The organism is Humibacter ginsengisoli (assembly GCF_054780095.1).
In genome coordinates this window covers 542753-567612 of record NZ_BAAGWZ010000011.1, presented here as the reverse complement: position 1 = coordinate 567612, position 24860 = coordinate 542753, and the positions used below count along the sequence as shown (strand labels likewise).

The 24860-nt window shown below is 69.9% G+C and carries 17 protein-coding genes; 11 read left to right on the top strand and 6 right to left on the bottom strand.

The genetic code is table 11. The features are described from left to right. The first annotated feature begins 6 nt into the window (after positions 1–6). Positions 7–702, top strand: a complete 696-nt coding sequence (locus tag ACYVI5_RS16855; RefSeq protein WP_460581249.1) for a Rossmann-fold NAD(P)-binding domain-containing protein — start codon at positions 7–9, stop codon at positions 700–702. Positions 703–750: 48 nt separating this feature from the next. Continuing rightward, entirely contained in the window at positions 751–1743 is a 993-nt protein-coding gene (locus ACYVI5_RS16850) for a DNA-3-methyladenine glycosylase family protein (protein ID WP_460581248.1), read from the top strand. A gap of 46 nt (positions 1744–1789) precedes the next feature. Here the strand turns inward: ACYVI5_RS16850 and ACYVI5_RS16845 are convergent, their stop codons facing one another. From ACYVI5_RS16845 to ACYVI5_RS16835, 3 genes are all read right to left on the bottom strand, one after another. Next, complete coding sequence (locus ACYVI5_RS16845) at positions 1790–2023, bottom strand: zinc ribbon domain-containing protein (protein WP_460581247.1); 234 nt, start codon at positions 2021–2023, stop codon at positions 1790–1792. After that, entirely contained in the window at positions 2020–2277 is a 258-nt protein-coding gene (locus ACYVI5_RS16840) for a winged helix DNA-binding protein (protein ID WP_460581246.1), read from the bottom strand. The genes ACYVI5_RS16845 and ACYVI5_RS16840 overlap by 4 nt, the downstream gene beginning before the upstream one ends. A 256-nt stretch (positions 2278–2533) precedes the next feature. Continuing rightward, positions 2534–3391, bottom strand: coding sequence for a siderophore-interacting protein (locus tag ACYVI5_RS16835; protein ID WP_460581245.1), 858 nt, complete (start codon positions 3389–3391; stop codon positions 2534–2536). Positions 3392–3511: 120 nt separating this feature from the next. On the opposite strand from ACYVI5_RS16835, the gene ACYVI5_RS16830 reads away from it, so the two are divergent. The 5 genes from ACYVI5_RS16830 to ACYVI5_RS16810 all read left to right on the top strand — a co-directional run bounded on the left by ACYVI5_RS16830 (position 3512) and on the right by ACYVI5_RS16810 (position 12866). Beyond that, positions 3512–6415 carry a hypothetical protein gene (locus ACYVI5_RS16830; protein WP_460581244.1) on the top strand — a complete coding sequence of 968 codons (2904 nt, stop codon included), beginning with the start codon at positions 3512–3514 and terminating at the stop codon, positions 6413–6415. Next, on the top strand, positions 6412–9222 hold the full coding sequence (locus ACYVI5_RS16825) for an ABC transporter permease family protein (protein ID WP_460581243.1): 2811 nt from the start codon (positions 6412–6414) through the stop codon (positions 9220–9222). Before ACYVI5_RS16830 ends, ACYVI5_RS16825 begins: the two co-directional genes overlap by 4 nt. Next, a complete protein-coding gene (locus ACYVI5_RS16820) occupies positions 9219–10349 on the top strand; it encodes an ABC transporter ATP-binding protein (RefSeq protein WP_460581242.1) in 1131 nt (376 codons plus the stop codon). Before ACYVI5_RS16825 ends, ACYVI5_RS16820 begins: the two co-directional genes overlap by 4 nt. Beyond that, positions 10346–11071: an ABC transporter ATP-binding protein gene (locus ACYVI5_RS16815; protein WP_460581241.1), complete on the top strand. Its 726-nt coding sequence runs from the start codon at positions 10346–10348 to the stop codon at positions 11069–11071. The genes ACYVI5_RS16820 and ACYVI5_RS16815 overlap by 4 nt, the downstream gene beginning before the upstream one ends. Before the next feature lie 391 nt (positions 11072–11462). Beyond that, entirely contained in the window at positions 11463–12866 is a 1404-nt protein-coding gene (locus ACYVI5_RS16810) for an HNH endonuclease signature motif containing protein (protein WP_460581240.1), read from the top strand. A 385-nt stretch (positions 12867–13251) separates the two neighbouring features. Here the strand turns inward: ACYVI5_RS16810 and ACYVI5_RS16805 are convergent, their stop codons facing one another. Next, complete coding sequence (locus tag ACYVI5_RS16805; protein WP_460581239.1) at positions 13252–14241, bottom strand: GlxA family transcriptional regulator; 990 nt, start codon at positions 14239–14241, stop codon at positions 13252–13254. Here ACYVI5_RS16805 and ACYVI5_RS16800 point away from each other — a divergent pair. From ACYVI5_RS16800 to ACYVI5_RS16785, 4 genes are all read left to right on the top strand, one after another. Continuing rightward, complete coding sequence (locus tag ACYVI5_RS16800) at positions 14240–15568, top strand: MFS transporter (protein ID WP_460581238.1); 1329 nt, start codon at positions 14240–14242, stop codon at positions 15566–15568. The genes ACYVI5_RS16805 and ACYVI5_RS16800 overlap by 2 nt on opposite strands. A gap of 144 nt (positions 15569–15712) precedes the next feature. Then, entirely contained in the window at positions 15713–19666 is a 3954-nt protein-coding gene (locus ACYVI5_RS16795; RefSeq protein ID WP_460581237.1) for a proline dehydrogenase family protein, read from the top strand. Between the two features lie 434 nt (positions 19667–20100). Then, complete coding sequence (locus ACYVI5_RS16790; protein WP_460581236.1) at positions 20101–20952, top strand: C40 family peptidase; 852 nt, start codon at positions 20101–20103, stop codon at positions 20950–20952. Positions 20953–21152: 200 nt separating this feature from the next. Beyond that, on the top strand, positions 21153–22487 hold the full coding sequence (locus ACYVI5_RS16785) for a C40 family peptidase (protein ID WP_460581235.1): 1335 nt from the start codon (positions 21153–21155) through the stop codon (positions 22485–22487). 7 nt (positions 22488–22494) lie between these two features. Here the strand turns inward: ACYVI5_RS16785 and ACYVI5_RS16780 are convergent, their stop codons facing one another. Together ACYVI5_RS16780 and ACYVI5_RS16775 are read right to left on the bottom strand one after the other, a co-directional pair. Beyond that, positions 22495–23988 (bottom strand): sensor histidine kinase, encoded by a 1494-nt coding sequence (locus tag ACYVI5_RS16780; protein WP_460581234.1) that lies wholly within the window; start codon positions 23986–23988, stop codon positions 22495–22497. Next, the gene (locus ACYVI5_RS16775) at positions 23985–24806 is read right to left on the bottom strand and encodes a response regulator transcription factor (RefSeq protein ID WP_460581233.1); all 822 of its coding nucleotides are present in this window, start codon (positions 24804–24806) and stop codon (positions 23985–23987) included. Before ACYVI5_RS16775 ends, ACYVI5_RS16780 begins: the two co-directional genes overlap by 4 nt. Between the last annotated feature and the right edge of the window lie 54 nt (positions 24807–24860).

Sequence of the window (24860 nt, the reverse complement as noted above, 5' to 3'; positions counted from 1 at the left end):
GGGGTCATGACAACGACATTGATCACGGGATCGAACAAGGGACTGGGTCGCGAGACGGCGCGGCGACTGCTGGCGGCGGGACACGATGTCTACATCAGCGCGAGGGACGGGGCTGCCGGCCGTGCCGCCGCCGAGGAGCTCGGGGCACGGTTCGTGCAGCTGGACGTGATGGACGACGCATCCGTTGAGGCAGCGGCCGCGCGCATCAAGGCGGAGGCTGGCCGGCTGGATGTGCTCGTCAACAACGCGGGCATACCGGGCGGATTCGTGCAGCCGGGAGACCTCACTGGCGACGACGTGGACCGCGTGCTGCAGACCAATGCGGTGGGGATGGTGCGGGTCACGCACGCGTTCCTTCCGCTGCTTGCCGAGTCGGAGCATCCGGTGATCGTCAACGTCGCGAGCGGGCTCGGCTCGTTCGGGCTGATCACCGATCCCGACAATCCGCACTACTCGTATCCGACCATCGCGTACTCCATGTCGAAGGCCGCCGTCACCATGTACACGGTGCAGCTGGGCAAGGTGCTCCCGAACGTGAAGGTCAACGCCGTCGATCCCGGCTACACGGCGACGGATCTCAACGGTTTTCGCGGTGAGCAGACCGTGGAAGAGGGCGCTGAGCCGATCGTGCGCATGGCCTTGATCGGCGCAGACGGTCCGACGTGCACGTTCCAGGGGAGGCAGGGCGAGCTGCCTTGGTAGGGCCGCGTCGGCAAAGCTGTGTCGGCACGGACACGTAGCCTGAGACGCGTGACCACGATCGTCGATCCGCCGAAGGATGCCCACCCTCGTGCGGCAATCGCGGGCGGTTCGGCGATCGACGCGGTTCCGCTGCGCTGCGACTACCGGCCTGCCCAGCCGATCGACCTGCGCGGCACGCTCGGCATCCTCGGCCGCGGCCCCTACGACCAGACGACGATCTGGGATGACGCAGGCGTGTGGCGCACGTTCCGCACTCCGCACGGGCCGGCCACATTGCGTCTGGTGCAGCGGCGTGACGGAGTGGATGCGGCCTCCTGGGGACCGGGATCGGAGTGGGCGATCGCGGGCGTGCCTGAGCTGCTGGGCTCCGGCGACGACTGGGACGCGCTCGACGTGGGCAGGCATCCGTTTCTGGTGGAGGTGCGGCGACGCCACCCGGGGATGCGGCTGGCGCGCACTCGCCGCGTGATCGAGGCGCTCGTGCCCGCGATCATCGAGCAGAAGGTCACGAGCCTCGAGGCGTATCGGGAGTGGGCGCGGCTCGTGCGCTGGTTCGGCGAGGTCGCGCCGGGCGTGGCCGAGGGGGTGGCGCCCCGCGAGCTGCGCGTGTGCCCCTCGGCGCACACGCTGCGGCACGTCCCGTCATGGGAGTGGCACAGGCTCGGCGTCGACCCGACGCGATCGCGAACCGTGGTGCTCGCGTGCCGCGTCGCGGAAGCCCTGGAGCGAACCATCGACGACACCGGGGCGGATGCCGCAGCCAAGCTGCGCACGATCCCCGGCGTCGGAGTGTGGACGGCCGCCGAGACGCTGCAACGATCGCACGGCGACCCCGACCAGATCAGTGTCGGCGACTACCATCTGGCGTCCATCGTCGGCTACGCGCTGACGGGCTCGAAGACCGACGACGACGGGATGCTCGAACTGCTGCACCCGTGGGCCGGACAGCGGCAGCGCGTGGTGCGGCTGATCCTCGCGTCGGGCCGCAGGCAGGAACGGCGCGGGCCACGCGCCACGATCATGGACCACCGGTGGCGGTGACTGCGGCTACGAAGTGGCTGGCTCGGCTTCTCGTCCACGGCCCGGCTCACACCAGGTGCGGGTCGTTCTTCCAGGCCGGCATCGTGGACATGTATGCGCGCGTCGCCTGTTCGACCTCGGCGCGACTCTGCTCCGGATGCGAGCGCTGCTGCCAGGCCGTCATCCGCTCGAAGCGCTCGTCGAAGCTCTGCAGGTTGCCGTCGGCGTCCGTGCAGTTGGCGCAGTAGCGTCCGCTCTCGATCGGCATGCCGCAGCTTTCGCAGGTCAGCTCGGTGGTCATGATCGTTCTCCTTCTGTGCGTGGATCTTCTGTGGGGTACGAAGCGTCGACGAGCGCGCGCATGGCGGTGAGGAGCTCTGCGGTGCTGGCTGACGGCATCCGTTCGAGGGCGGATGCCAGCAGCGGCAACGCCAGAACGCTCGCGTCGTCGCGCAGCACGCCGAAGCCGGCATCCGTCAGCCAGACGAACGTGCGGCGCCGGTCATCCGGATCGGCGCGTCGCTCGAGCAGGCCCTTGCGCTCCAGCGCGTACACCTGCTGGAACAGGCGATCGAACGCCTGGGCGTCGGCCGTCCGCCGCGTCTCGTCGGTGATAGGTGAGGTAGACCTGCTGGAACAGGCGATCGAACGCCTGGGCGTCGGCCGTCCGCTACGTCTCGTCGGTCGAATCCGACCTGCCGGATGGCTCGTCCTGTGTCACGCGATCAGCGTCGCGCCGACCGAATGCATCGTCAATCCCGATGGATCGGATTCCGGGCGAATCGGGCCGCGCGTGTGCGGCTGAAGTCCGTCAGTCCGGGTCCGACGGGTCGATCGGCTCGTGGTGGTCGCGGTTGACGATGCCGCGCTTCCAATAGCCCTGCACGTCGAGTTGGTCGGGGTGCAGCCCTGCATCGTGCTTGAGGTACCGCCGTACCGGCACGAGAGTGGATGCCTCGCCCGCCGCCCACACGTACGCATCCGGTCCGAGGTCCAGCGATCGCACCGCCTCGTCGAGCTGGCCGGGGCCGTCCTCGCGGTACAGCCACTCCACGGATGCCCGCTTCAGCTGCTCCGCGCTGAGGTACGGCTCCACCTCCTCGTCGGCGACGTCGAGAAGTGCGGTGATGCGGGTGGACGCCGGCAGCAGGTCGAGCCACCGGGTGAACGCCGGCAGGGCGGTCTCGTCGGCGATCAGCACGGCTTCCGCGACGTCCCGCGGTGCCATTCGCGAGCCGCGCGGGCCGGCGACGGCGATCTCGTCCCCGGGATGCGCCGCGGCAGCCCATGCGGAGGCGGGGCCTCCGCCCGCGGGATCCGTGGGGTTGCCGCGTGCGGCATCCGGTGCGTGCAGCACGAAGTCGATGTCGAGCTCTGCTGCGCCGAACGGGGCCGGACGGAACTGGCGAGGCGTGTAGTCGCGGGAGATGATCACGCCGTCGGTCGGACGGTGCAGACCGTCGGCGCGCAGCTCGGGGATGGTCAGTGTTCCGGTGGTCGGATCGGGGAAGAACACTTTGACGTGATCCGTCGGGCCGGGCGCCGAGAAGTCCTCCAGCGCGTCGCCGATGAGCGTGACCCGCACCATCGACGGCGTCAGCTGGTCGACGTGCGAGACGGTCAGAAGTCGGATCGCCATGTCGTGGCGCAGGTGATCGCGTGTGGCCATGTCTCGACGGTACGCCCGTGGAAAACCGACCGCTGAGACCACTCCACGCCCAGCGCGCAAATGTGCAGCGACCGCGGCCGGCCCTCATGAGGGTAGGACGGTCGGTACTAGGGTGGGCGGGTGCCCGCCGGGAAAACCCCACCTGACGCGCACGGCTCGCCGTCGAGCAACGCCCGACACCACCGCGAATCAGGCGGCGCGCTGTGGCGCGTGCGTTCCCGCGCTCAGCTCGGACTGCTGGCGGCGATGGCCGGAACGATCGCGATCGTCGCCGCACTCGTGGGCGTGATCGTGGGCGTCGCGGCGCAGGGACCGGTCGCGTCCGTGCGCAGCACGCTCGCGGCGGGGCCGGAGTCGTCCGTCTCGCGCACGGCTTCGTGGACGTGGAGCGCGGGCGACGAGCATCCGTCCACTTCCGATGTGCGGGCGGCGCTGCACAAGGAGTTCGCCCGGCTGCCGGTCATCGTGCGTGGCGACGAAGGCGCGGCGCTCTCCGCGCGCTGGACCGTGACGCCGGACGCCTCGCGCATCCGTCCCGACCAGCTTGCGTCGGTGCGCCGCGCAGAGTCCCGGCTCGGCGACATCGTGAGCGGTCTGCCGGGCATGAGCGACACGAGCGTCTCCGTCTCCGGAGGCGGCACCGAGGCGCTTGCCCGCATGGAGCAGGCGAACGATGCTCTCTCCGCGGTACTGCCGGTGCCGGCATCCGAGCTGGCCGTCGCGGGCGTGATCGCCCTCTCGCTCCTGGCTGCACTACTGGTGGATGCCCGCGACAACGAGACGCGCCTGCTGCGTGCCCGCGGTGCCTCGGTTCGTGCCATTGTGCTGGCCGATGGCGTCGAGATCGTCGTCTCCGCCGTCGTGGGTTGCCTCCTTGGAGCGGCCGCGGCGGTCGTCACGCTCGCGCTCACCGTGGGCATACCGGGCCCCGCAGCCCTGGCGCTGCCGGGCATCGGCGTGCTGATCGCATCCGTCGCGGTGGTCCTCGCCTTCTCCGCGCTCGCGGCGGAGCGGGCATCCGGTGAGGCGCGGCAGCTCTCCGGGCGTACTCGGCTCGGCATCTCCGCCGGCGCGACCCTGGTGCTGCTGGCCATGGCGGCCATTTCGATGTGGCGGTTCGTACAGGGGCAGGCATCCGCAGGCGAGGTGGACCCCGTCGCGGTGATCGCTCCCGCCGCCGTTCTGTGCGCGCTGGCCACGTTCGCGGTGATCTTCTTCGCGCCGGTCTCGACGGCGATAGAGACCGGCGTGTCGCGGTCGCCGGGCGTCGCATCGCTGCCGATGCGCCTGGTCTCGCGGCACGCAGCCGTGTTCGCAGCCCCGGTCGCCCTGCTCACTCTGGCCGTCGCCGTCTCGACGTTCGCCAGCGGATACCAGGCGACTTGGGCTTCATTCCTCTCCGCCTCCTCCCGGCTCGTCGTAGGCGGGGATGCCCGCCTCGACCTCGACGCGCCTCAGTTCGCCGGCGGTGCATCCGATGCTGTCCCGCTGAAGCAGATCGCCGGCGTGCACGGAGTGAGCGTCGCGGCACCCGCGATGACCATTCCGTCGCAGATCGGGCCTCTGCCGGTCGACCTGGTCGGCGTGCGCGCGACGGAACTCCAGGCGCTGAGCACGGCGCCGGATGCGATGTTCGACGCGAACGCCGTCGCCTTCGACCTGACGCGGTCGCGCCAATGCCCTATCGCGGACGGCGGATGCTCGGTCCCCGGTTCCGGCCATCGATCCGGAGGCGATGAAGTCGTGGACGTGTCCGACTTCGGCATCGTCGTCCCGGCCGGCGCGAAGCAGGTCACGCTCACGGTGCGCGCCGGCGCCTCCGAGGCGACGACCGCGCACATCACAGCGTGGCTGACAGCGCCGAGTGGCGAGGCCATCCCGGTGTCCGCCGACGACGTGCCGGTGTCCAGGGTCGCGACGGCGGGAGCATCCGCTCCCCAGCAGCGGGTGCAGTTGGCGATCCCGGCGGGCGTCTGGACGATCTCCGCGTTCGACCTCGCCGTCGACCTGCCGTCGGCCGCCGATTCGTACACGCCTGTCTCGCTGCGGAACATCCGGGTCGCGATCGAGTCCGCCTCGTCAGGCGGAACGCGCCTGACGATGCCTCGCACGGGCTGGCAGTTGCAGGACGGTGTGTACGACAACGGCGACGGGGTCGCAACGAACGGGCGCGCCAGCGACCTCGGATTCGACGGCAACGTCGCGTCCAGCACGGCGACATCGGTGCGCGCACGGCTCGCACCCCAGTCGCGATCGCTCACCGTGCCGGTCGCGATCAGCACAGCGACGGCAGCGCAGACCGGCCTCAAGGTCGGCAGCACCACGTCGATCGATCTGCCGCAGGGTTCGCTGCAGGCCCGTGTCGCCGCGGTCACCCCGCAGGTGCCCGGCACCGACACGGCGACTGCGGCGCTCGTCGATCTGCCGACGCTCACCGCCGTCATGCTGCGCACCTCGCAGGATCTGCCCGCCGTCGACACGGTCTTCGTCGTGGCGCAGAAGGATGCCCGCCTCGCCACCGCCGCACTGCAGCGCGCCGCAGGATCCGGTTCCATCGTGACCCCCGACGTGGCCCTCCCGACGAGGTTCATCGGCCCGGTGGTGCTCGCTCTCGAACTCGGTGCGTACGGATGCTGCGCGCTCGCCGTCGTGGCACTCGCGGCGAGCCTCGCCGCGCTCTGGCGCCGACGCCGAAGCGAGACGATCATCCTGCGCGCCATCGGATTCCGGCCGCAGGTGCAGGCGACGACACGCGCCGCGGAGGCGGCGCTCGCGATCGTCTACGCACTGATGTGCGGCGTGATCGCGGGCATCGTGGTGACCCTCGTCGCCGGCAACGCGCTGGCCAGACGTTCGGTTCCGGGTGCTCCGCCGGCGCTGCCCGTGGTGGGCACCTTCGACGTGGACTGGCTGGTCGGGTGCCTTGTCGTTCTGCTGATCGTGCTGGGGCTCGTCGTGGTGCGCTACGCCGTCGCGCTGTACCGAAGCGCCGTTCGCGCCGTTCCGGGAAGGACGACGACGTGAACGCCGTTCCGGCGCGCCGCAAAGGTGCGAGTGAGCGCGACACCGGCCACGGAAGCACCGCTGCATTGTTGCTGCGTCCGATGCAGGCGTTCCGCTCGGGATTCGTCGCGCTCGGCATCGTGGTGCTGCTCGCCACCGCCGGGGTGGTCGCGTGGCCGGCGGCGACCAGCGCGCTCGTGACGGCGGATGCCCGCGACCGGCTCGCACAGGCATCCGTCGTCGACCGCGACCTCACCGGCACCGTGGCCGTGCAGTTCGTCCCAGGGGGAGAGAGCCTGGACTCCACCGCCGGCTCGTTGATGACCGGCCTGCCGAACGCGCTCGAAAAGGCGCAGAGCACCATGCAACCGGCGCTGCGCTCCATCACCCGTCCCGGCCGGTTCGTCGCGCGCTCGGACGGCATCGCGAGGGCGAACACACCGCCGGGTCTTCCCGTTCAGCGCGCCGCGACGGATCCCCCACGATCGGCGCTCGGTCTCTCGGTCGAGGCGGACCCCTGGTTGCACTCCGACGCGGTACTGGCCCACGGACATTGGCCGACGGGCGGGCTCGACGGCCGCACGCTCGATGTGGCCATCTCGGCGGCCACCGCTAAGCGACTCAAGTGGAGCATCGGCACGACACGCACCGTCGATCTCAACATCGGCGCCGTGAACTCCTCGCCGCTGCTGAGCCAGGCTGCCGGCACCGACCAGGCATTCGCTCTGAAGTTCCGGCTTGTCGGAACAGTGACACCACGCAACGCCTCCGACGACTACTGGGCGCTCGACCCCGTGCGGTCGACGCTGGGCGTCGGTGTGTCGTCCGACGATTCGAAGACGACCTTGTATCACGGCGTCGTCTGGATGGATCCGGATGCCTGGCCGCAGCTGGCCATGGGCTTCGGCTCCCCGTACGTGTACGCCTGGTACGGCGTGAAGCCGTCCGCAGTCGACGTGGCGTCGCTGCCCGGGATCGCGGCCGCCGCAACGAGCTTCCTGGCGCAGCCGGTCGAGACCGGAGCGGGCATCACGGCGCGGCCGCTGCGCATGACCAGCCGGCTCCCCGACATCGCGCAATCGATCACGGCGCGCGAGGGTCCGGTGCCGACACTTCTCGCGATCGTGGCGATCGGGCCGCTCGGTGCGGCCGTCGCCGTGCTGTTCGTCGGAGCCCGCCTGATGACCTCGCGTCGTGCCCGCGAGCTGCAGCTCGTGCGGGCGAGGGGCGGCTCCGAGCGACGCGTGCGGGGGACGCTCGCCCTGCAGACCGCTCTCGTCACGGTGCCGGCAGCGATCGTGGGCGGAGTCGGGGCGATGCTCGCGACCGCCCGCGTGTTCGACGCGGTGGTGGCATCCGCCGTGCTTCTGATCGCCGCATGCGCCATCGTGCCGCCGTGCGCCGTCGCGATCACGGCGTCCCCGGAGAGCACGGGCAAGCGGCGACCCGTGACGGCGCTGATCGCGGAGCTGTTCGTGCTCGCCCTGGCGTGCGCCTCATGCGTTCTGCTGCTGCAGCGCGGTGCGACGACCGCCACCGACCCGACGAGCATCGATCCGCTGCTCGTGGCTACACCGTTGCTGCTCGTGTTCGCGGTCTGCGTGCTCGTGCTGCGCGTGTACCCCGTTCTTCTGAGACTCATCGGGCGAGCGACTCGCTCCTCACGGGGCGCTGTGTGGCCGGTAGGTTGGGCCGCCGCGTCGCGGGGTGCCGCTGGCCGCCGGTGGCCGCTCTTCGCCATGCTGACCGGCGTCGCGGTGGCCGTGTTCGCCAGCACCACGTTCACCACGCTCGTCACGAGCGCCCGGGCGGATGCCGTCGCCCGGGTCGGCGCCGACGTCACCGTGAACGGACGGCTCACCGACGCGCAGCTCGGGGCGTTGCGCGGCATCGACGGTGTCAGCGTCGTCGCTCCGCTGCGCCTCGTCGGCTACGCGAGCACGTCCGGAGGCGAGAACGTCGCCGCCTACCTGGTGGATGCTCGCGCCATCGCGATTGCGCAGTCCGACGTCGCGGACAGGCAGCGGTTGTTCCCGGCGACCTCTTCCGGCAGGAACGGCTCGACGCCTGTCGTCGTGGCCGGGCTGCCGGGGTCGGCCCCTGTGGCGAGCCTCACGTTCGATGACGGCCGCACCACGATGCCTGTGCACGTCGTGCATCGTGCGAAGGACATGGATGCCCCGTTCCTCACCGACGAGACGTGGGCGCTCGTCGACCAGACGCACGTGCCGGCATCGCTGCGCGAGGAGTCCACGGCGATGTTCGCGATGATCGGCGTGCGCGCCGGAGTCGATACGGCGAAGGTCGCGGCCGCTGCGCAGGCAGTGGCGGGCAAGGGTGCCCGCGTGGATTCCGTGCAGGCGGAGCGGATGCGTCAGGGGCGGGGACCGCTGCTGGCGGGCATCCAGAGCCTGATGCTCGCCGGAACGGTGCTCGCCCTGTTCATGGCGGTGGGAGCGCTGCTGCTCACGCTCGCCATGGCGAGGGGGCAGCGCATCAAGTTGCTGGCCGTGCTGCGCACGCTCGGCTTCGACCGGGCGCAGTCGGCCGCGCTGGTGGCGTGGGAGGTCGTGCCGCTCGCCGTCACGGCCATCGTGGCCGGTGTGCTCACCGGTCTCGGGTTGTCGTGGCTGGTCGTCGCAGCGGTCGACCTGCGAGCCGTCACCGGTGCGCTCGCGAAGCCCGGGCTGGTGATCTCGCCGGGCACGGTCGGGCTCGTCGTGGCACTGTTCGCCCTCGGAACGGCCGCGGCACTGGCCCTTGCGGTCGCCGCGGCCCGGCGGTCCGATCCGGCGAGAACGCTTCGTGCGGCAGAGGAGGAATTGTGAACGACACCGATACCGCCATCAGCTGCTCCGATCTGGTGCGCATCTATTCGGGCGAGGGCGTGGAGGTGCAGGCGTTGCAGGGGCTGAACCTGCAGGTCGCGCGCGGGGAGCTCGTGGCCATCATCGGCGCATCCGGCTCCGGCAAGTCGACCTTGCTGGGCATCCTCTCCGGACTCGACAAACCCACCGCGGGAAAGGCGAGCGTCGCGGGTCGCGACCTGCTGTCGCTCACCCGCAAGCAGCGTCTGGAGTACCGCAGGCACGTGGTCGGATTCATCTGGCAGCAGACCGAACGCAACCTGCTGCCGTATCTGACGGCACGCGAGAACGTGATGATGGCGATGAGTCTGGCGGGGACACCCTCGCGGCAGAGTCGATCGGCCGAACTGCTCGACGTGCTCGAGATCGGCAAGCTGGCCGACCGGGTGCCCGCGCAGCTCTCCGGCGGTGAGCAGCAGCGGGTGGCCATCGCGGTCAGCCTCGCGAACGAGCCGCAGGTGCTGCTCGCCGATGAGCCGACGGGAGAACTCGACGACGCCACGAGCGCCGAAGTGCTGGAGGTGATGCGCAACGTCAACCGCGAACTCGGAGTGACGACGCTCATCGTCACCCACGATCCGGCCGTGTCGGAGCACGTGCGCCGCACAGTGCTCATCCGCGACGGCCGTACGTCGAGCGAGGTGTTCCGCAGCCACGGCGACGGCGGCGAGCACTCGGTGGCGGAGGAGTTCACCGTGATCGACCGCTCCGGCAGGCTGCAGCTTCCCGCGGAGTACGTGTCGCGCCTGCAATTGCGCGACCGGGTGCGTCTCGAGCTGGAGACGACGCACGTGCGCGTCTCGCCCGCCCAGCGGCCCGCGACCGATCCGGCGGTTGCGCCGGCATCGCCCGGTTCGTCGGTCCCTCCCGTTCCTCCGGTCGAGCCCGTTCCTCCGGTCGAGTCCGTGCCTCCGGCCGAGTCCGTGCCTCCGGTCGAGTCCGTGCCTCCGGCCGAGCCCGTTCCTCCGGCCGAGTCCGTTCCTCCGGCCGAGTCCGTGCCTCCGGTCGAGTCCGTGCCTCCGGCCGTACCGCCGGCCGCGCCGGTCGAAACCGACCCCACCCCCATCGCCGAGGAGGAGATCCGGTGACAGATACGTTGACCGAGGCACAGGCATCCCTCGGCCCGATCCTGCGTGCTCACGCACTGACCAGGGTGTTCGGTGAGGGAGCGACGCGCGTGGAGGCGTGCGCCGGAGTGCATGTCGAGGTGCTGCCGGGCGAGCTGCTCGTGATCAAGGGGCGGTCCGGTTCGGGCAAGACGACTCTGCTGAACATGCTGGCGGCGGTGGACCGGCCGACCAGCGGGTCGGTGTGGCTCGGCGACGCGGAGCTGAGTGCGGCGAGTGAGGACGAGCTCGTGCGCATCCGGCGCGACCGGATCGGATTCGTGTTCCAGGGCTTCGGGCTCATCCCCGTGCTCTCGGCTGCCGAGAACGTCGAGTTGCCGCTACGGCTGCTCGGCGTTCCTGCAGCGGAACGAGCGGAGCGTGTCGCCCGCGCGCTGGAGGATGTCGACCTCACCCAGCACGCGGCGCAGCGGCCCCCAGAGATGTCCGGCGGTCAGCAGCAGCGGGTCGGAATCGCCAGGGCGATCATCTCAGAACCCCAAGTGCTGTTCGCCGATGAGCCGACCGGGCAACTCGACAGCATCACGGCCGGCGCGATCATGGAGCTGCTCGTCACGCTGGTGCACGACCGGGGAACGGCCGCCGTCGTCACCACGCACGACCCGGTGCTGGTCGCGCGCGCCGACCGCGTGCTGGAGCTGCACGACGGACGCGTGGTGAACGAGGTGGCCGCGGCCGGATGAGCAGCGGTCGTGGGCGTACGACATCGCGGAAGCGTCGGATCCGGGTCGAGAACACCTTGAACGGTCTTCACCCTCGACGGGATGGTTCCGGAACGGCGGAGTGATTGCCCGAACTCCCTGTTTGCGGTATCGGATGATCGCTTTGCGGTATCGGATGATCGCTTTGCGGTATCGGATGATCGCTTTGCAGTATCGGATGGTCGCCGCTGGTGGACCGCTCTCCGTCGGTTGCGGCAGTGGTGGTAGGCCGCGTGTCGGCCCCCTGCCGGTCGCCCACTGACCCCTCACGTCTTTCCGTCCACAGACGCGCGTTCGGCCGGGTTGTCCACAGGTGAAAGTCCTGGTCCGGGGTCAGTTCGGAATGTCGGTGGGTGCTGGTTGACTCCTCGGTATGAACAGTCCGAACGCACCGGTCGCCGCCTCCACGGCGACGCTCACGGATGTGTTCGACGCGCTCTGCTCAGCACTGGATGACGTGCTGCCCGCGACCGGTGTGCACGGTCTCGGTGACGAGGTGCTGCTGACCGCGACCCGGGTCGTGGAGACCCTGGGCCGGAAGGTTGACGCCCTGCGTGCGCACTGTGCCGGGGAGATCCTGGAACGCTCCCCGAAAGGACTCGGTGCCGACCGGCTCTCCGCCCGTAATGGGTGCCGCACCCCGGCGGAGTTGACGGCACGGTTGACCGGGGTGTCGGAGGCGACCGCTGCCCGGCGTGCTGCGTTGGGGCAGGCGGTGGCGGTGCGGGGTTCGTTCACCGGTGGATTGTTGCCGCCGAAGTTCCCCACCGTCGCACAAGCAGTCGCTACCGGGGATCTGGGTGAGGATGCCGCCCGGATCATCGTCTCCACCCTGGCCGGGATCGAGCATCGGGCGAACCCGGAGGACTGGGCCGCCGCCGAGCACGACCTCGTCGCTTCCGCCGTGGGTGAGGGGTTCACCGCGGACCAGACCCGGGTGCAGGCGACGGTGTGGCGGGTCGCGTTGGATCCGGACGGGGTGGAGGGGGATGCGGAGGAGGCGATGCGGCATCGTGCGCTGACCCGGTTGGGCACGAGGGGTGGGCTGATCAGGTATCGGATGGAGTTGATGCCGGAGATCTCCGGGAAACTGGAACAAGCCATCGCCGCGGTAGTGTCCCCGAAATCGAAACCCGCGTTCCTGAACGGCGACCAGCCCAGTGAGGCGGATCTGGATGACCGTACGTCGCCGCAGCGGCGGCATGACGCGTTCGCGTCCCTGATCGATGCCGCCGCTCGCAGTGCGGAGGTTGCGTCGATGGGGGGTGCTGCACCCACGGTGCTGGTCACGGTGGACGAACACGACCTCCGGGAGGGTCGTGGTGCCGGGTGGATCGACGGGGTTCAGGAGCCGATCCCGATGGCAGCGGTCACCCAGTTCGCCTGCGCCGGCGGCATCCAAAAACTCCTGATCCGGCAGGGGCGGATCGTGTCGTTGTGGTCACCACAACGCTGCTTCACCCCGCAACAACGCCGCGCGATCGCCGCCCGCGACCGTGGCTGTGTGATCCCCGGGTGTCGGATCCCGGCCAGCTGGTGCGAGATCCACCACGTGGTAGAGCACTCGAAGGGTGGGCCGACGGAAACCGGCAACGGGGTCGCGCTGTGCTGGTACCACCATCACTACGTCGACACCGGAGGCTGGGCCATCAAGATGATCGGCGGGGCACCACACGTCCGAGCACCAGCATGGATCGACCCCACCGGGCAATGGCGACCCACCGGAACCTGGCGGCCCACCGGCACCGCACGCGGCAAACCCCGACGACGCGAATGACCTCGCGAACCCCGACGACGCGAATGAGCGTGCCCGGGGCAACGCCCGCAGCGCGGTTCGTGCGGTTCCGGCAACTCCCGGATGGGGGGCGGTGTCGCTTTGCCAACACGGTCCGGTACGCGTTGCCATGCGGACAGGGAAGCGTCCACTGTTCAGACGGGATTGGTGAACGAGACCGGCTTTCCCGTGGCGCGGGCTGCAACTTCCCCGCTCGCGGACGTGCCGATTTCGCCTCTCACATCTCGTCAACGAAACGGGCCGAGCCGCAGCTGCAGACAATCTCAGGTCGATCGGGCACGGATGGCGCCTCCATAGCGAGCTCTCGTCTCGTTCCGTCACCGCAACGGCCGACGAGACCCCGCGTCCGTACCTCACGGCTGATCACCTAGCGTGCATCCACTCTCTCGAATGTGCGCCGGTAATCGCTCGGGCTCACCCCGGTGACGCGCCTGAAGTGCGCGCGCAGGTTCGCGGCCGTACCGAGTCCGCAGAGCTCAGAGACCCGGTCCACGCCGAGCGCCGTCGTCTCGAGCAGTTCGCGGGCGCGATCCACCCGTGCAGCGTTCAGCCATTTGAGCGGAGTCGTGCCTGTCTCGGCCGTGAACCTGCGGGCGAACGTACGAGCGGATGCGTGTGCGTGCGCCGCGAGATCCCTCACCGTGAGCGGTCGGTCCAGGTTGGCCATCGCCCAGTTGCGCGTCGCCGCGAGTCCGGATGAGGCGACGCCCGACATCGCACCCGACCCCGGAACCGGCGGGCGGTCGATGAACTGAGCCTGACCACCGTCTCTGTGCGGTGCGGCCACGATGTCGCGCGCCACCGCGTTCGCCACTGCAGATCCGTGATCCAGGCGCAGAATGTGCAGGCACACGTCGATCCCGCTCGCGACGCCGGCCGAGGTGATCACGTCGCCCTCGTCGACGAAGAGCACGTCGGGGTCGACGGTGACGAGCGGGTACCACTCGGCGAGGGCATCCGTATACCGCCAGTGCGTCGTGGCGCGGCGCCCGTCGAGCAGGCCCGCGGCCGCGAGGGCGAAGGCGCCGGTGCAGATGGAGACCATGCGCGCGCCTCGGCGAGAGGCGGATCGGAGCGCCTCGACGGCGCCTGCCGGCACCTCGCCGAGAGCGTCGCGGAACGCCGGGACGATCACCGTGTCCGCTTCCTCCACCGCCTCGAGCCCGTGGGTGGCGTTGACAGACCAGCCGGCGGTCGTCTCGACGGGACCCGCTTCGCAGCCGCACAGCACCACGTCGTAGGGCAGGTCGAGGTGGTCGAAGATCTGGAACGGCATCCCGATCTCCATCGGCAACGCCCTCCCGAGCACCAGAACGGCGACGCGGTGACGCTGTCCGGACTTCAGTGAAGCGGTCATGGCAGAAATCTATCGCACATGGGCATTCTTGCCACTCGTGCTGGGCATCCAGCCGCGCCAGAGTGGCGGCATGGACCTCATGACGACCCGCACGGATGCCGCACCGCACCTGCGCATCGCCCGTCGCCTCGCCCCCGCGCAGGCCCTCTACATCTTCGGAAGCTCTGTCGATCTCACTCTCACCGGCATCGTCGGTGCGCGACTCGCTCCGACGACGGCGTTGGCGACCCTGCCGTTCAGCCTCATCCCGGTCGCGGCGGTCGCCTCGACGTTTCTGTTCTCCCGGCTGATCGGACGGTACGGCTACCGGGCCGTCTTCACCGCAGCCGCAAGCGTCGCCGTCATCGCCGGAGTCGTCTCGGCGCTGGCCGTGCAGCTCGACCAGTTCTGGCTGTTCTGCGTGGGCACCGGCCTGATCGGCGTCTACTCGGCCGGCGCAGGCTACTACCGTTACGCCGCAGCGGATGCGTCGGGGAGCCAGCGAGCGCGCGCGGTCACGACCGTCCTGGCGGGCGGGCTCATCGCCGCTCTCCTTGGTCCGTTCCTCGCGACATGGGTCAGCGGGCTGTTGCCCGTCGCCTTCGTGGCGAGCTACCTGCTCGTCGCGCTGTTCGGTGCGCTCGCGGCAACCTGGAACGCCATGCTGCCGCGGCAACTGGCGTTGCAGGGTCGTCGGCAGGCTGCGTCCGTGCGGACGGCGGCCGATTCCACCGACACCAAGACCGAGGCGGCGACGGCCGCGGCCGACGACAAACCGCGCTCTCGTCGAGCGCTCTGGCGCCAGCCGGTGCTCATCGCCGGCGTTGCTGCGACATCGTTCTCCGCCGTCTCGATGACCTCGATGATGACGGCCGGTCCCATTGCGGGCATGGCCATGGGTCACACCGAAGCGGATGCCGCCTTCGCCGTGCAACTGCACATGATCGGCATGTTCGCGCCGGGCTTCGTGATCGCGAAAGTGATCGGCCGGCTGGGGGAGCGCGCCGTCGCAATCGGGGGAGCGATGCTGATCGTCCTCGCCGGCGCCGCGGCTGCGTGCAGCACCGATCAGTGGGCGTTCCTGACCGCGATGTTCGCCGTCGGCGTGGGCTGGAACCTCGCCTACAGCGGCGGAAGCGCGCTGATCACCGACGCGTACCGGGCGTCCGAACGCGGTCGTGTGCAACCGATCGCCGAGGTGATCACGAACGGCTTCCAGGTCGTCGGATCGCTGAGCGCCGGCATTCTGGCCACGGTCCCGGGGTGGCGGATGCTCGGCGTCGCCCTGATCGTGCTGGCCATCGCGGTCTCGATCGGTATCGCCGCGGTGCGCCGAGTCGCCGCCTGAGCTGCCGCTGACTGACCCTGGCGGCGTCCGCCGTCAAGAGCGCACCGAACGTTGCGCTCGGCGACCGACGCACGCCCGGTTCTTTGCGCCGCACGCCGCGCCAGGCGGTGCCGTGGTGCGTTCCCCCGGCATAGTCTCGAGTTCATGGCGCAGGACGACGGCATCCGCACCCCCGGCGGAACCCCTCTCCCCGACGACGGCTTCGCTGGCCTCCCTTCCGGCGGCTTCGCTGGCCTCCCCGACCATGGCACCCTCCGCGGCCCCAACCGGAACTCGGCAACGGGACCGTCGACCGGGCTGCCCGACGACGACCTCGCCCAGCGTGCCATCGAGTTGGTGCGCGCGTGGTTGCAGGCATCCGAGGCGCGGGATGCCATTCCGGAGGCCTCCAAGCGCGACCCGGCGGCGGAGCGGCTGGCAGGTCTGCTGCAGGACCCGCGTGGACTCGACTTCGCCGTCGGCTTCGTCGACGGCGTCGCCCGCCCGCAGGATGTCTACGCCGCGGCGAAGAGCCTGCACCAGCTGGGGCGGGCGGTTCCGCGGTTCCTGCCCTGGCACCAGCGCTGGGCGATAGCGGTGGGTGGCGCGATCGCTCCGGCCGCCCCGTGGATCGTCATCCCGATCGCCCGTCGCGTGCTGCGGTCGATGGTGGGGCACCTGATCGTCGACGCGACGCCGGCGAAGCTCGGCAAGGCGATCGCTCGCCTGCGCCACGACGGCGCCGCCGCCGGCGCATCCGGTCACATCCGGCTCAACCTGAACCTGCTCGGCGAGGCCGTGCTCGGCGAGAACGAGGCGGACGCGCGCCTGGAAGGCACCCGCGCACTGCTCGAGCGCGACGACGTCGACTACGTATCGATCAAGGTCTCGAGCGTGGCCAGCCAGCTGTCGATGTGGGCGTTCGACGAGTCGGTCGCCCGCGTCGTGCAGCGCCTCGCCCCGCTCTACCTGTATGCGGCATCCAGCCCGACCCCGAAGTTCATCAACCTCGACATGGAGGAGTACCACGATCTCGACCTGACGATCGCGGTCTTCAAGAAGCTGCTGGGCGACCAGCGGTTGATCGGGCTCGAGGCCGGCATCGTGCTGCAGGCGTACTTGCCCGATGCTCTGGATGCCCTGCAAGACCTCACCGAGTGGGCGCAGAACCGCAGAGCGGCGGGTGGTGCCCCGATCAAGGTGCGCATCGTGAAGGGCGCCAACCTGCCCATGGAGCGGGTGGATGCCGCGCTGCACGGCTGGCCGCTGGCGACATACGACGGCAAGGTGCACACCGACGCGAACTACAAGCGCGTGCTCGACTGGGCGCTCACGCCGGAGCACACGCACGCCGTGAAGATCGGCGTCGCCGGGCACAACCTGTTCGATGTCGCGCACGCCTGGCTGCTCGCACGCAGCCGCGGTGTCGACGACCGCATCGACTTCGAGATGCTGCTCGGCATGGCGGCCCAGCAGGCGGACGCCGTCGCCCATACGGTGGGCGAGCTGCTGCTGTACGCGCCGGTCGTGCATCCGCGGCACTTCGACGTGGCCATCTCGTACCTCATGCGCCGGCTGCAAGAGAACGCCGCCGACGAGGACTTCCTCTCCGCCGCGTTCGAACTCATAGACAAGCCCGAGCTCTTCGAGCGCGAGAAGGCCCGGTTCCTGGCTTCCGTCGCCGAGTACGAGGCGGATGACGGCCCTCGCGGACTCGCACCCCTCCCGAACCGCAGACAGGACCGCGCCCGTGAGTGGGTCGAGACCGACCCGACGACGCTGTTCCACCCGCGTCCGGCGCCCGTCGACCCGGCCGCCGAGGCGGCCGAGGAAGGGCTCACGGCGGCGGTGCTGGGGCTGCAGCGCGGATCGCGTGGCAGCGCGCTCTTCCCGACCACCGGCATCGTTCTGGAGCCAGGCGACGCGGTCGCTGCCGAGCCGGAGCCGGAATCCGAGACAGAAGACCCCGATTCTATTTCCGCTACCCGACCGCCGGGACGGCGGTCGGCGCTGGCGTCGGAGCAGAGGCCAGAAATGGCCTCTGCTCCTAGCTCCAGCGCGCCCGGGGACTTCCGCAACGAGTCCGACACCGACCCCGCGCTCCCGGCGAACCGGGCCTGGGGGCGCCGCATCCTGGCATCCGTTCCGTCGTCGGCCCTCGGCGAGCAGACTCTGGCCGCGTCGCGCGTGACGGACGAACGGATGCTCGACACGCTCCTGTCCACCGTGCAGACGACCGGAGCCGAATGGGGCTCCATTCCCGGAAGTGCACGCGCCGCGGCCCTCGACCGGGTCGGCCTCGCGCTTTCCGCGAATCGTGACCGGCTGATCGAGGTGATGGCCTCCGAGACCGGCAAGACGATCGCGGAGGCGGATCCCGAGGTGAGCGAGGCCGTCGACTTCGCGCACTACTACGCGGCCCTGGCCCGCGAGCTCGACACGGTGCAGGGCGCCACGTTCGTGCCTTCCCGGCTCACGGTCGCGACCCCGCCGTGGAACTTCCCGGTGTCCATTCCGGCGGGAAGCGTGCTGGGCCCGCTCGCCGCCGGGAGCGGCGTCGTGTTCAAACCGGCACCGCAGGCGAGGCGCTGCGCGGCGGTGCTGGCTGAGTGCATCTGGGAAGCGGGCATCCCGCGCGAGCTGATGGCACTTGCCGACGTCGACGAGGGCGAACTCGGCCGGGCGTTGATCTCGGACCCGAGGGTGGATCGCGTCATCCTCACCGGCTCGTACGAGACGGCGAAGCTGTTCAAGAGCTGGCGCCCCGACCTGCCGCTCCTGGCCGAGACCAGCGGCAAGAACGCCATCGTCGTCACGCCGAGCGCCGACGTCGACCTCGCCGTCGCCGACGTGGTGAAGAGCGCGTTCTCGAACGCCGGCCAGAAGTGCTCTGCTGCGAGCCTGGTCATCCTCGTCGGGTCCATGGGCACGTCCCAGCGCTTCCTCGACCAGCTCGCCGATGCCGCCGAAAGCATCTACGTCGGATGGCCGGAGCAGCCGGTCACGTGGATGGGACCGTTGATCGAACCGGCGGCAGGCAAGCTCGAGTACGCGCTGACGCAGCTGGAGCCGGGCGAGGAGTGGCTCGTGCAGCCGCGGAAATTGGATGACTCGGGTCGGCTCTGGTCCCCGGGCATCCGTACCGGAGTTCAGCCGGGCTCGCGATTCCACCAGACCGAGTTCTTCGGTCCGGTGCTCGGCATCATGCACGCACGCACGCTCGAGCAGGCGGTCGAGTGGCAGAACGCGGTGGACTACGGGCTCACGGCGGGCCTGCACTCGCTGGATCCGGACGAGATCGAGTACTGGCTCTCCGTGGCCGAGGCGGGCAACCTCTACGTGAACCGGGGTATCACCGGCGCGATCGTGCAGCGGCAGCCGTTCGGCGGCTGGAAGCGGTCGTCGGTGGGTGCCGGGCACAAGGCCGGCGGACCGAACTACCTGTTCGGGCTCGGCTCGTGGACCGGGAATGCCGGCTCCTCCAGCGCCAGCCTGCACCTTCGCGGACTCGACTCGCGAGTCTCGCGGGTCATCGAGTCAGCCCAGCCGGCGATGAGCTACGAGGAGTTCGATCTCGTGCGACGGTCGGCCCTCAGCGACGCCATCGCGTGGGCCAACGAGTTCGGCGTCGTGCGAGACGCGGCGCACCTCGGCGTGGAGCGCAACCTGTTCCGGTACCGCCCGGTCCGGGTGAGTATCCGGTTGAGTGAGGGCGTCGGACTCGCGGCGCTTCTGCGCGTGCTCGCCGCGGCGACCCTGGTTCGCGGACGGTTCGACGTGAGCAGTCCGATGCAGCTTCCGCGACCGCTGCGCGAGGCGCTGCACGAACTCGGCGTCGCCGACACCGTCGAGACGGATGCCGCGTGGCTGACCCGAGTGGCGGCATCCGGTGCCGCCGTCGATCCGGAAGGCCTTCCCGCCGAACGCATCAGGATGATCGGCGGAGACGCCGCCGAGCTGGCGCGAACGCTCGGCGATCGCATCGACATCGCCGTGTTCTCCGGGCCGGTGACGGCATCCGGGCGGGTCGAGGTGCTGCCGTTCCTGAAGGAGCAGGCGATCTCGATCACGAACCACCGCTTCGGAAGCCCGACCCGCCTGACCGACGACGTGATCTGAGCGGGCGGATCGCCGCGCAAAGCTGGCACGCACCGCAAGAGAGCCTGACGATTCCCTGACAGTGACTCAGTTTCTGAGTGTGCCCGCAGGAGCGCTCGCGGTAACCGCATTCCTGGTCAGATGACCAAGATACGGGTACGGGGAATCGGATGCTCGGGCGCTTCAGATCCGCGCCAGCACGCGGATCTCGGCGGGGCACGCGCACCGAACACGGCAGGCAGTCTCGGCCACAGGCATCCGTCCTGCGCGCCGAAATAGCCCCTGACCTGCTTCTCCCGAACCTGAACGGCCCCTGGCAGCCATGTGGTGCCGCTCGCCTACCGTGGACGACTGCCGGTGAAGACCGGCTTTTTGCTTTCACCCGAACTGATCCCGAACTCTTCGTGGTGGCCGTACGTACGTGCGGGCCACCCGCCTGGTCTCTACTTATGCGCTTGCTCTCTTCGACGTACGACAACTTCACCAACGCCCTCGCCGGCACCCGAACGGCGCTGGGTCTCCGCCGCCACCGCGGAGCCCACGCCGCGGGCACAGATCCCCGCCGAGCCGCCCGCCACCACATCACGCTCGCCGTCGCCGGCGTCTCGTTCGGGCTCATCGCGAGCCTCACCACCGCCCTGCCCGGATACGCGGCGCACGCCGAAAGCGTGCACCGTGCAGCGGTCTCGGTCTCGGTCTCGGTCGCGTCCGTCGCGTCCGTCGCGCACACGAGCGAGCACCCCACGAAGGCGGAGGCGCAGCGGGCAGCGCTGCACGCGGCCATCCTCAATGCCGCCTCGCATGGGAACGTGCAGCACCTCGCCGTCGCAGCGGATGTCGCGCAGCCGGCCGTCGTGCAGGACACGTTCGCGACCGTTGATGTCGCCGGCAACCTGGAGAAGCAGTACGGCATCGACCGGAGCATGGCCCTGCAACTCATCGGCACCGGCAACCCGAACGCCCGCGCTGCGATCGTCTCGACCGCGATGACCTACCTCGGCACGCCGTACGTGCTCGGCGGCGCATCGCACAGTGGCATCGACTGCTCGGGTCTCACGATGGTCGCCTACGCCGCGGCGGGCATCGGCCTCGCGCACTACGTACCCACGCAGGACGCCGCGGGTACGCAGATCTCCGCGTCCGACGCGCGCCCCGGCGACCTCGTCGTGTTCGACAGCGAAGAGCACGTCGGCATCTACATGGGCAACGGCATGGTGCTGCACGCGCCGACAGAGGGCCGCGACGTGGAGCTCGACCCGCTGTCGCAGTGGGCGAGTATCCCGTACCACTTCACCCGTCTCGTCTGAGCCTTGAGCTGAGATGAATCCGGTCGGAGGCGCTAACGGACGAACCTCCGAGTCTTCTCAGTGGTGCTCGTTTATCGATCCGTTATGGTGGAACGCGTGGCCGGCTCGCCGGTCCGCATTTTGGGGGACAAGGTTGTTGAGACCTCCGTACCCTGTGTGCGGAAATGCACAGTGCGGAATCGGGAGCAGGCTGGGAGCGAATGGGTCGGAGAGCAGCGGCGGTCGATCACGGCCGCTGGTCGGCAGACGACGCGTCACTACGCGATACCGCTGACGACTCCGAAGACCTCTCAGCGTTCGTCGCGCAGCTGGTATCCGATGATCCGATTCCGGATGCCCGCACCCGGCAGACAGTGCCCGCGCCGGAACCGGAACCGGCAGCGGTAGAGCACGTTGCTTCCGCGCCGTCGGAGCCGGATGTCTTCGTCCCGCCCGTGCCCGTTGAGCTCGCGATCCCGGCGCGACCGATCGAGCCCGAACCCGTTGCCTCGGCGACTCCGGCTCAGCCCCAGCCCGCGACCCCGGAGTTCTCCGAGCCCCCGCGCTCCCGTCGAGAAGCGCGCGAGCGGCTGCGCGCCGCACAGGCTGCCGGGCCGGAAGCGCCGGTCGCCCCACCCGAGCCCGCCGCACCCGCCCCGAAGGCTGCGGCGTCAGAAGCAGCGGCGCCGGGAGCGTACCCGTCGCGCCGTGCCCTGCGTGAGGCACGAGCCGCACAGCCGGTCGCCGAGACGCTGTACGCACCCGCAGACGACGCGGAGCTCCCGAACACCCCACGCCAGGCATCCGTTGCGCAGGGGATCGCCTTCGGCGGCGGAGACTTCCGTCGTCACCACAACGCAGGTGCTCACGAACCCGGCGGACACGCGCATCGCCGGTTGCAGGCATCCCGCAAGCCGGCGCTCATCGCGGGAAGCGCCGTACTCGCGCTCATCCCGGGGTTGATGTTCGCGGCGCCCGCCAACGCGGCCGAGTCGATCAGCCCGCAGCAGCTGCAGGCCACCATCGCCAGCAACTCGAAGCTGATCGCGCAGAAGCTGCAGGTGTCGCCCGCGGTCGCGGACGGGTCCCTGCAGAAGGAGAACTACGTCGCCGGCGCCATCGCCGGAATCGTTGCCGCCGAGTCCGGCCCGAACGGCCCGGAGGTCGCCGTCGCCCTTGCGCAGGCGCTGCAGTACGGCGGCGAGCGGGAGAAGATCGTCGAGACGGCGCTCACGTACCTGGGCGATCCGTACGCGCTCGGCGGAGCATCCCACGACGGCATCGACTGCTCAGGGCTCACCATGGTTGCCTACGCCACCGTCGGCGTCTCGCTCGTGCACTACGTGCCGTCGCAGGACGCCGTCGCCGCACCCATCTCCGAAGCGGCCGCCCAGCCAGGCGATCTCGTCTTCTTCAACGACGACGAGCACGTCGCGCTCTACCTCGGCGGCGGCATGATCATCGAGGCGCCGGACTACGGCATCCCGGTGCGCATCGTCTCGCTCTCCACCTGGAGCGGCATCGGCTACCACTTCGGCAGAGTCCTCGCCTCCTGACGACCCCTCACTGCCCCAGGGGCAGCACGATCTCGACCGTGAGACCCTCGCGCGGCAGCGAGGCCAAGCGGATGCTGCCGTGCGCCGCATCCACCAGCGCGGCGACGATCGCGAGCCCCAGCCCGCTGCCGGTCGTGGTGTTGCGCGCTGAGTCGACGCGAGTGAACCGGTCGAGCGCGATCGGCACGAAGTCCGGGGGCATGCCCGGCCCGTCGTCGACGATCGAGAGACAGACGGATGCCTCATCGTGCGTCAGCCGCGCCGTCACGGTGCCGGCGTCTTCCGTGCCCGCGTCCGCGTCGTCGTCGTCGCCGTGCCCTGCGTCGCCGACGTGCTCGGTGTGCTCGGCGTGCTCGGTGGCGAGCGCCTTGATCGAGTTGCCGATGAGGTTGTCGACGATGCGGCCGAACTCCTGGCTCGAGAGTGCAACGGTGCCGACGGCAGGCGCGTCCGCCACGACCTCGAAGTCGATCACGCAGTCGACGCCCTGCATGGCTGCCGCCTGCCGGCTGCGATCGATTGCGGCCGCCAGCTCGTCTTCGAGGTCGAACCAGTTGGTCTCGCCGCGCTGCCCGTGAGCGTCGATGCGCGAGAGCTCGAGCAGGTTCGTGGCGAGGTTCGAGAGCCGCAGCACGGTCTGGTGGGACTGACGGATGTCTGCGAGCAGGGCATCCGCGTCGCCCGCGTCGAGCTCGGCGAGCTCGAGTTCGCCGCGCAGCACCGCCAGCGGTGTGCGGAGCTCGTGGCTGGCATCCGACACGAGCTGCTTCTCCCGGTCGGCGGATGCCCGCAACGCCTCGATGAGACCGTTGAGCGTGACGGCGAGTGCGGCGAGCTCGTCGCGCACCGGCGGAACCTCGAGCAGCTCGCGCGCGCTGACCTCGCGCTCCTGAGTCGTGCCGGCCGATTGCCGCCGGGCGAGCTCGTCGGCCTGCCGGCGCATCGCGTTCACCGGACGCAACGCCGCACGCGCCAGGATGAACGACGCGACGGTGAAGCAGGCCACCAGCGCGGCCGCGCCCACGATGAGCGCCGCGCTCAGCCTGCCCAGTACGAGCTCGTTCGCGTCCTCACTGCGTGCGGTGACGATGTGCCAGACGCCGTCGGTGCGCAGCACCGGCGCCGTGCGCACGATGTAGTCGCGTACCGACGTGCTCACGCGAGAGATGGTCTCCTCGCCCGTCAGCGGCGCGTGCCCGAACGGCCGCAGAGACTTGGGAAGGCTCGACATCTTCACCTGCCCGGACGGCGAGACGATCGCCACGTACTGTCCCTCGCCGGGAATCGTCTCGATGTCTCGCGGATTCTTCGCCACCTGCTGGGCGAACGGCTCAGCGTCGTGCTCCAGCAGCGTGACGGTGGCGTTGTCGAGAATGACGCTCACGCCCGCCCTGATGCCGATCACCGCGACCACACCGATCAGCACCGCGACCACGAAGCTGCCCACCGCGATGCGGGCCGTGATCGAGAGGCGACCGGCGAAGACGCGGATCCAGTTCACCGCTTCGGCTCGGCCGGCTCACCGTGCTCTGGTGCAGGGTCCTGCTCCGCCGGCGCGCTCCGCTGGCCATTCGCTCCCTGGCCGGTCGCGGCGCCGTGTCCCGAGTTGTTCCCCGGCGCCGGGCTCGCGGAAGTCTCGACCGCCTCGAGCCGGTAGCCCAGCCCACGGACCGTGGCGATGCGGATGCCCGTCTCGGCGGCATCCAACTTGCGGCGCACGTACGACACGTACTGGTCGAGCACGTTCTGGTCGATGTGCTCGTGACCTCCCCAGATGTCGTCCAGGATGTCGTTGCGCGTCACCATCTCGCCCGCGTGCATCGCCAGCAGCCGCACGACCGAGAACTCACGCGGGCTGAACGCCACTTGCTTTCCGGCGACGGATGCCTTGTGCTCCAGCGAGTCGATGGTGAGGTTGCCCACGCGCAGCGTGGGCTTGGTCGAGGCATCCCGTCGCAGCAGCGCGCGCAACCGAGCCGCGAGCTCGGCGAACGCGAACGGCTTGGTGAGGTAGTCGTCGGCGCCGGAGTCGAGACCGAAGACGCGGTCCTCGACGGCATCCCGAGCGGTGAGCAGAAGGATGGGCATGGTGCGGCCGGACTCCCGCACCCTGCGGCACAGCTCGAAACCGCTCATGCCGGGCAGCATCACGTCGACCGCGAGCGCGTCGACCGCGTTGTCGCGCAGGGTGATGAGCGCATCAACGCCGTTGTCGACGGAGAGCACGTCGTAGCCCTCCGCGATCAGGCCGCGTCGCAGCAGCCTCGCCATATCGGGGTCGTCCTCCACGACGAGGAGGCGCGCAGTCGATTCGTCCACCCGATCATGCTCACAGAATCCGCTGTGCGCGTCGAGAGCAATCGCTATGTGCGT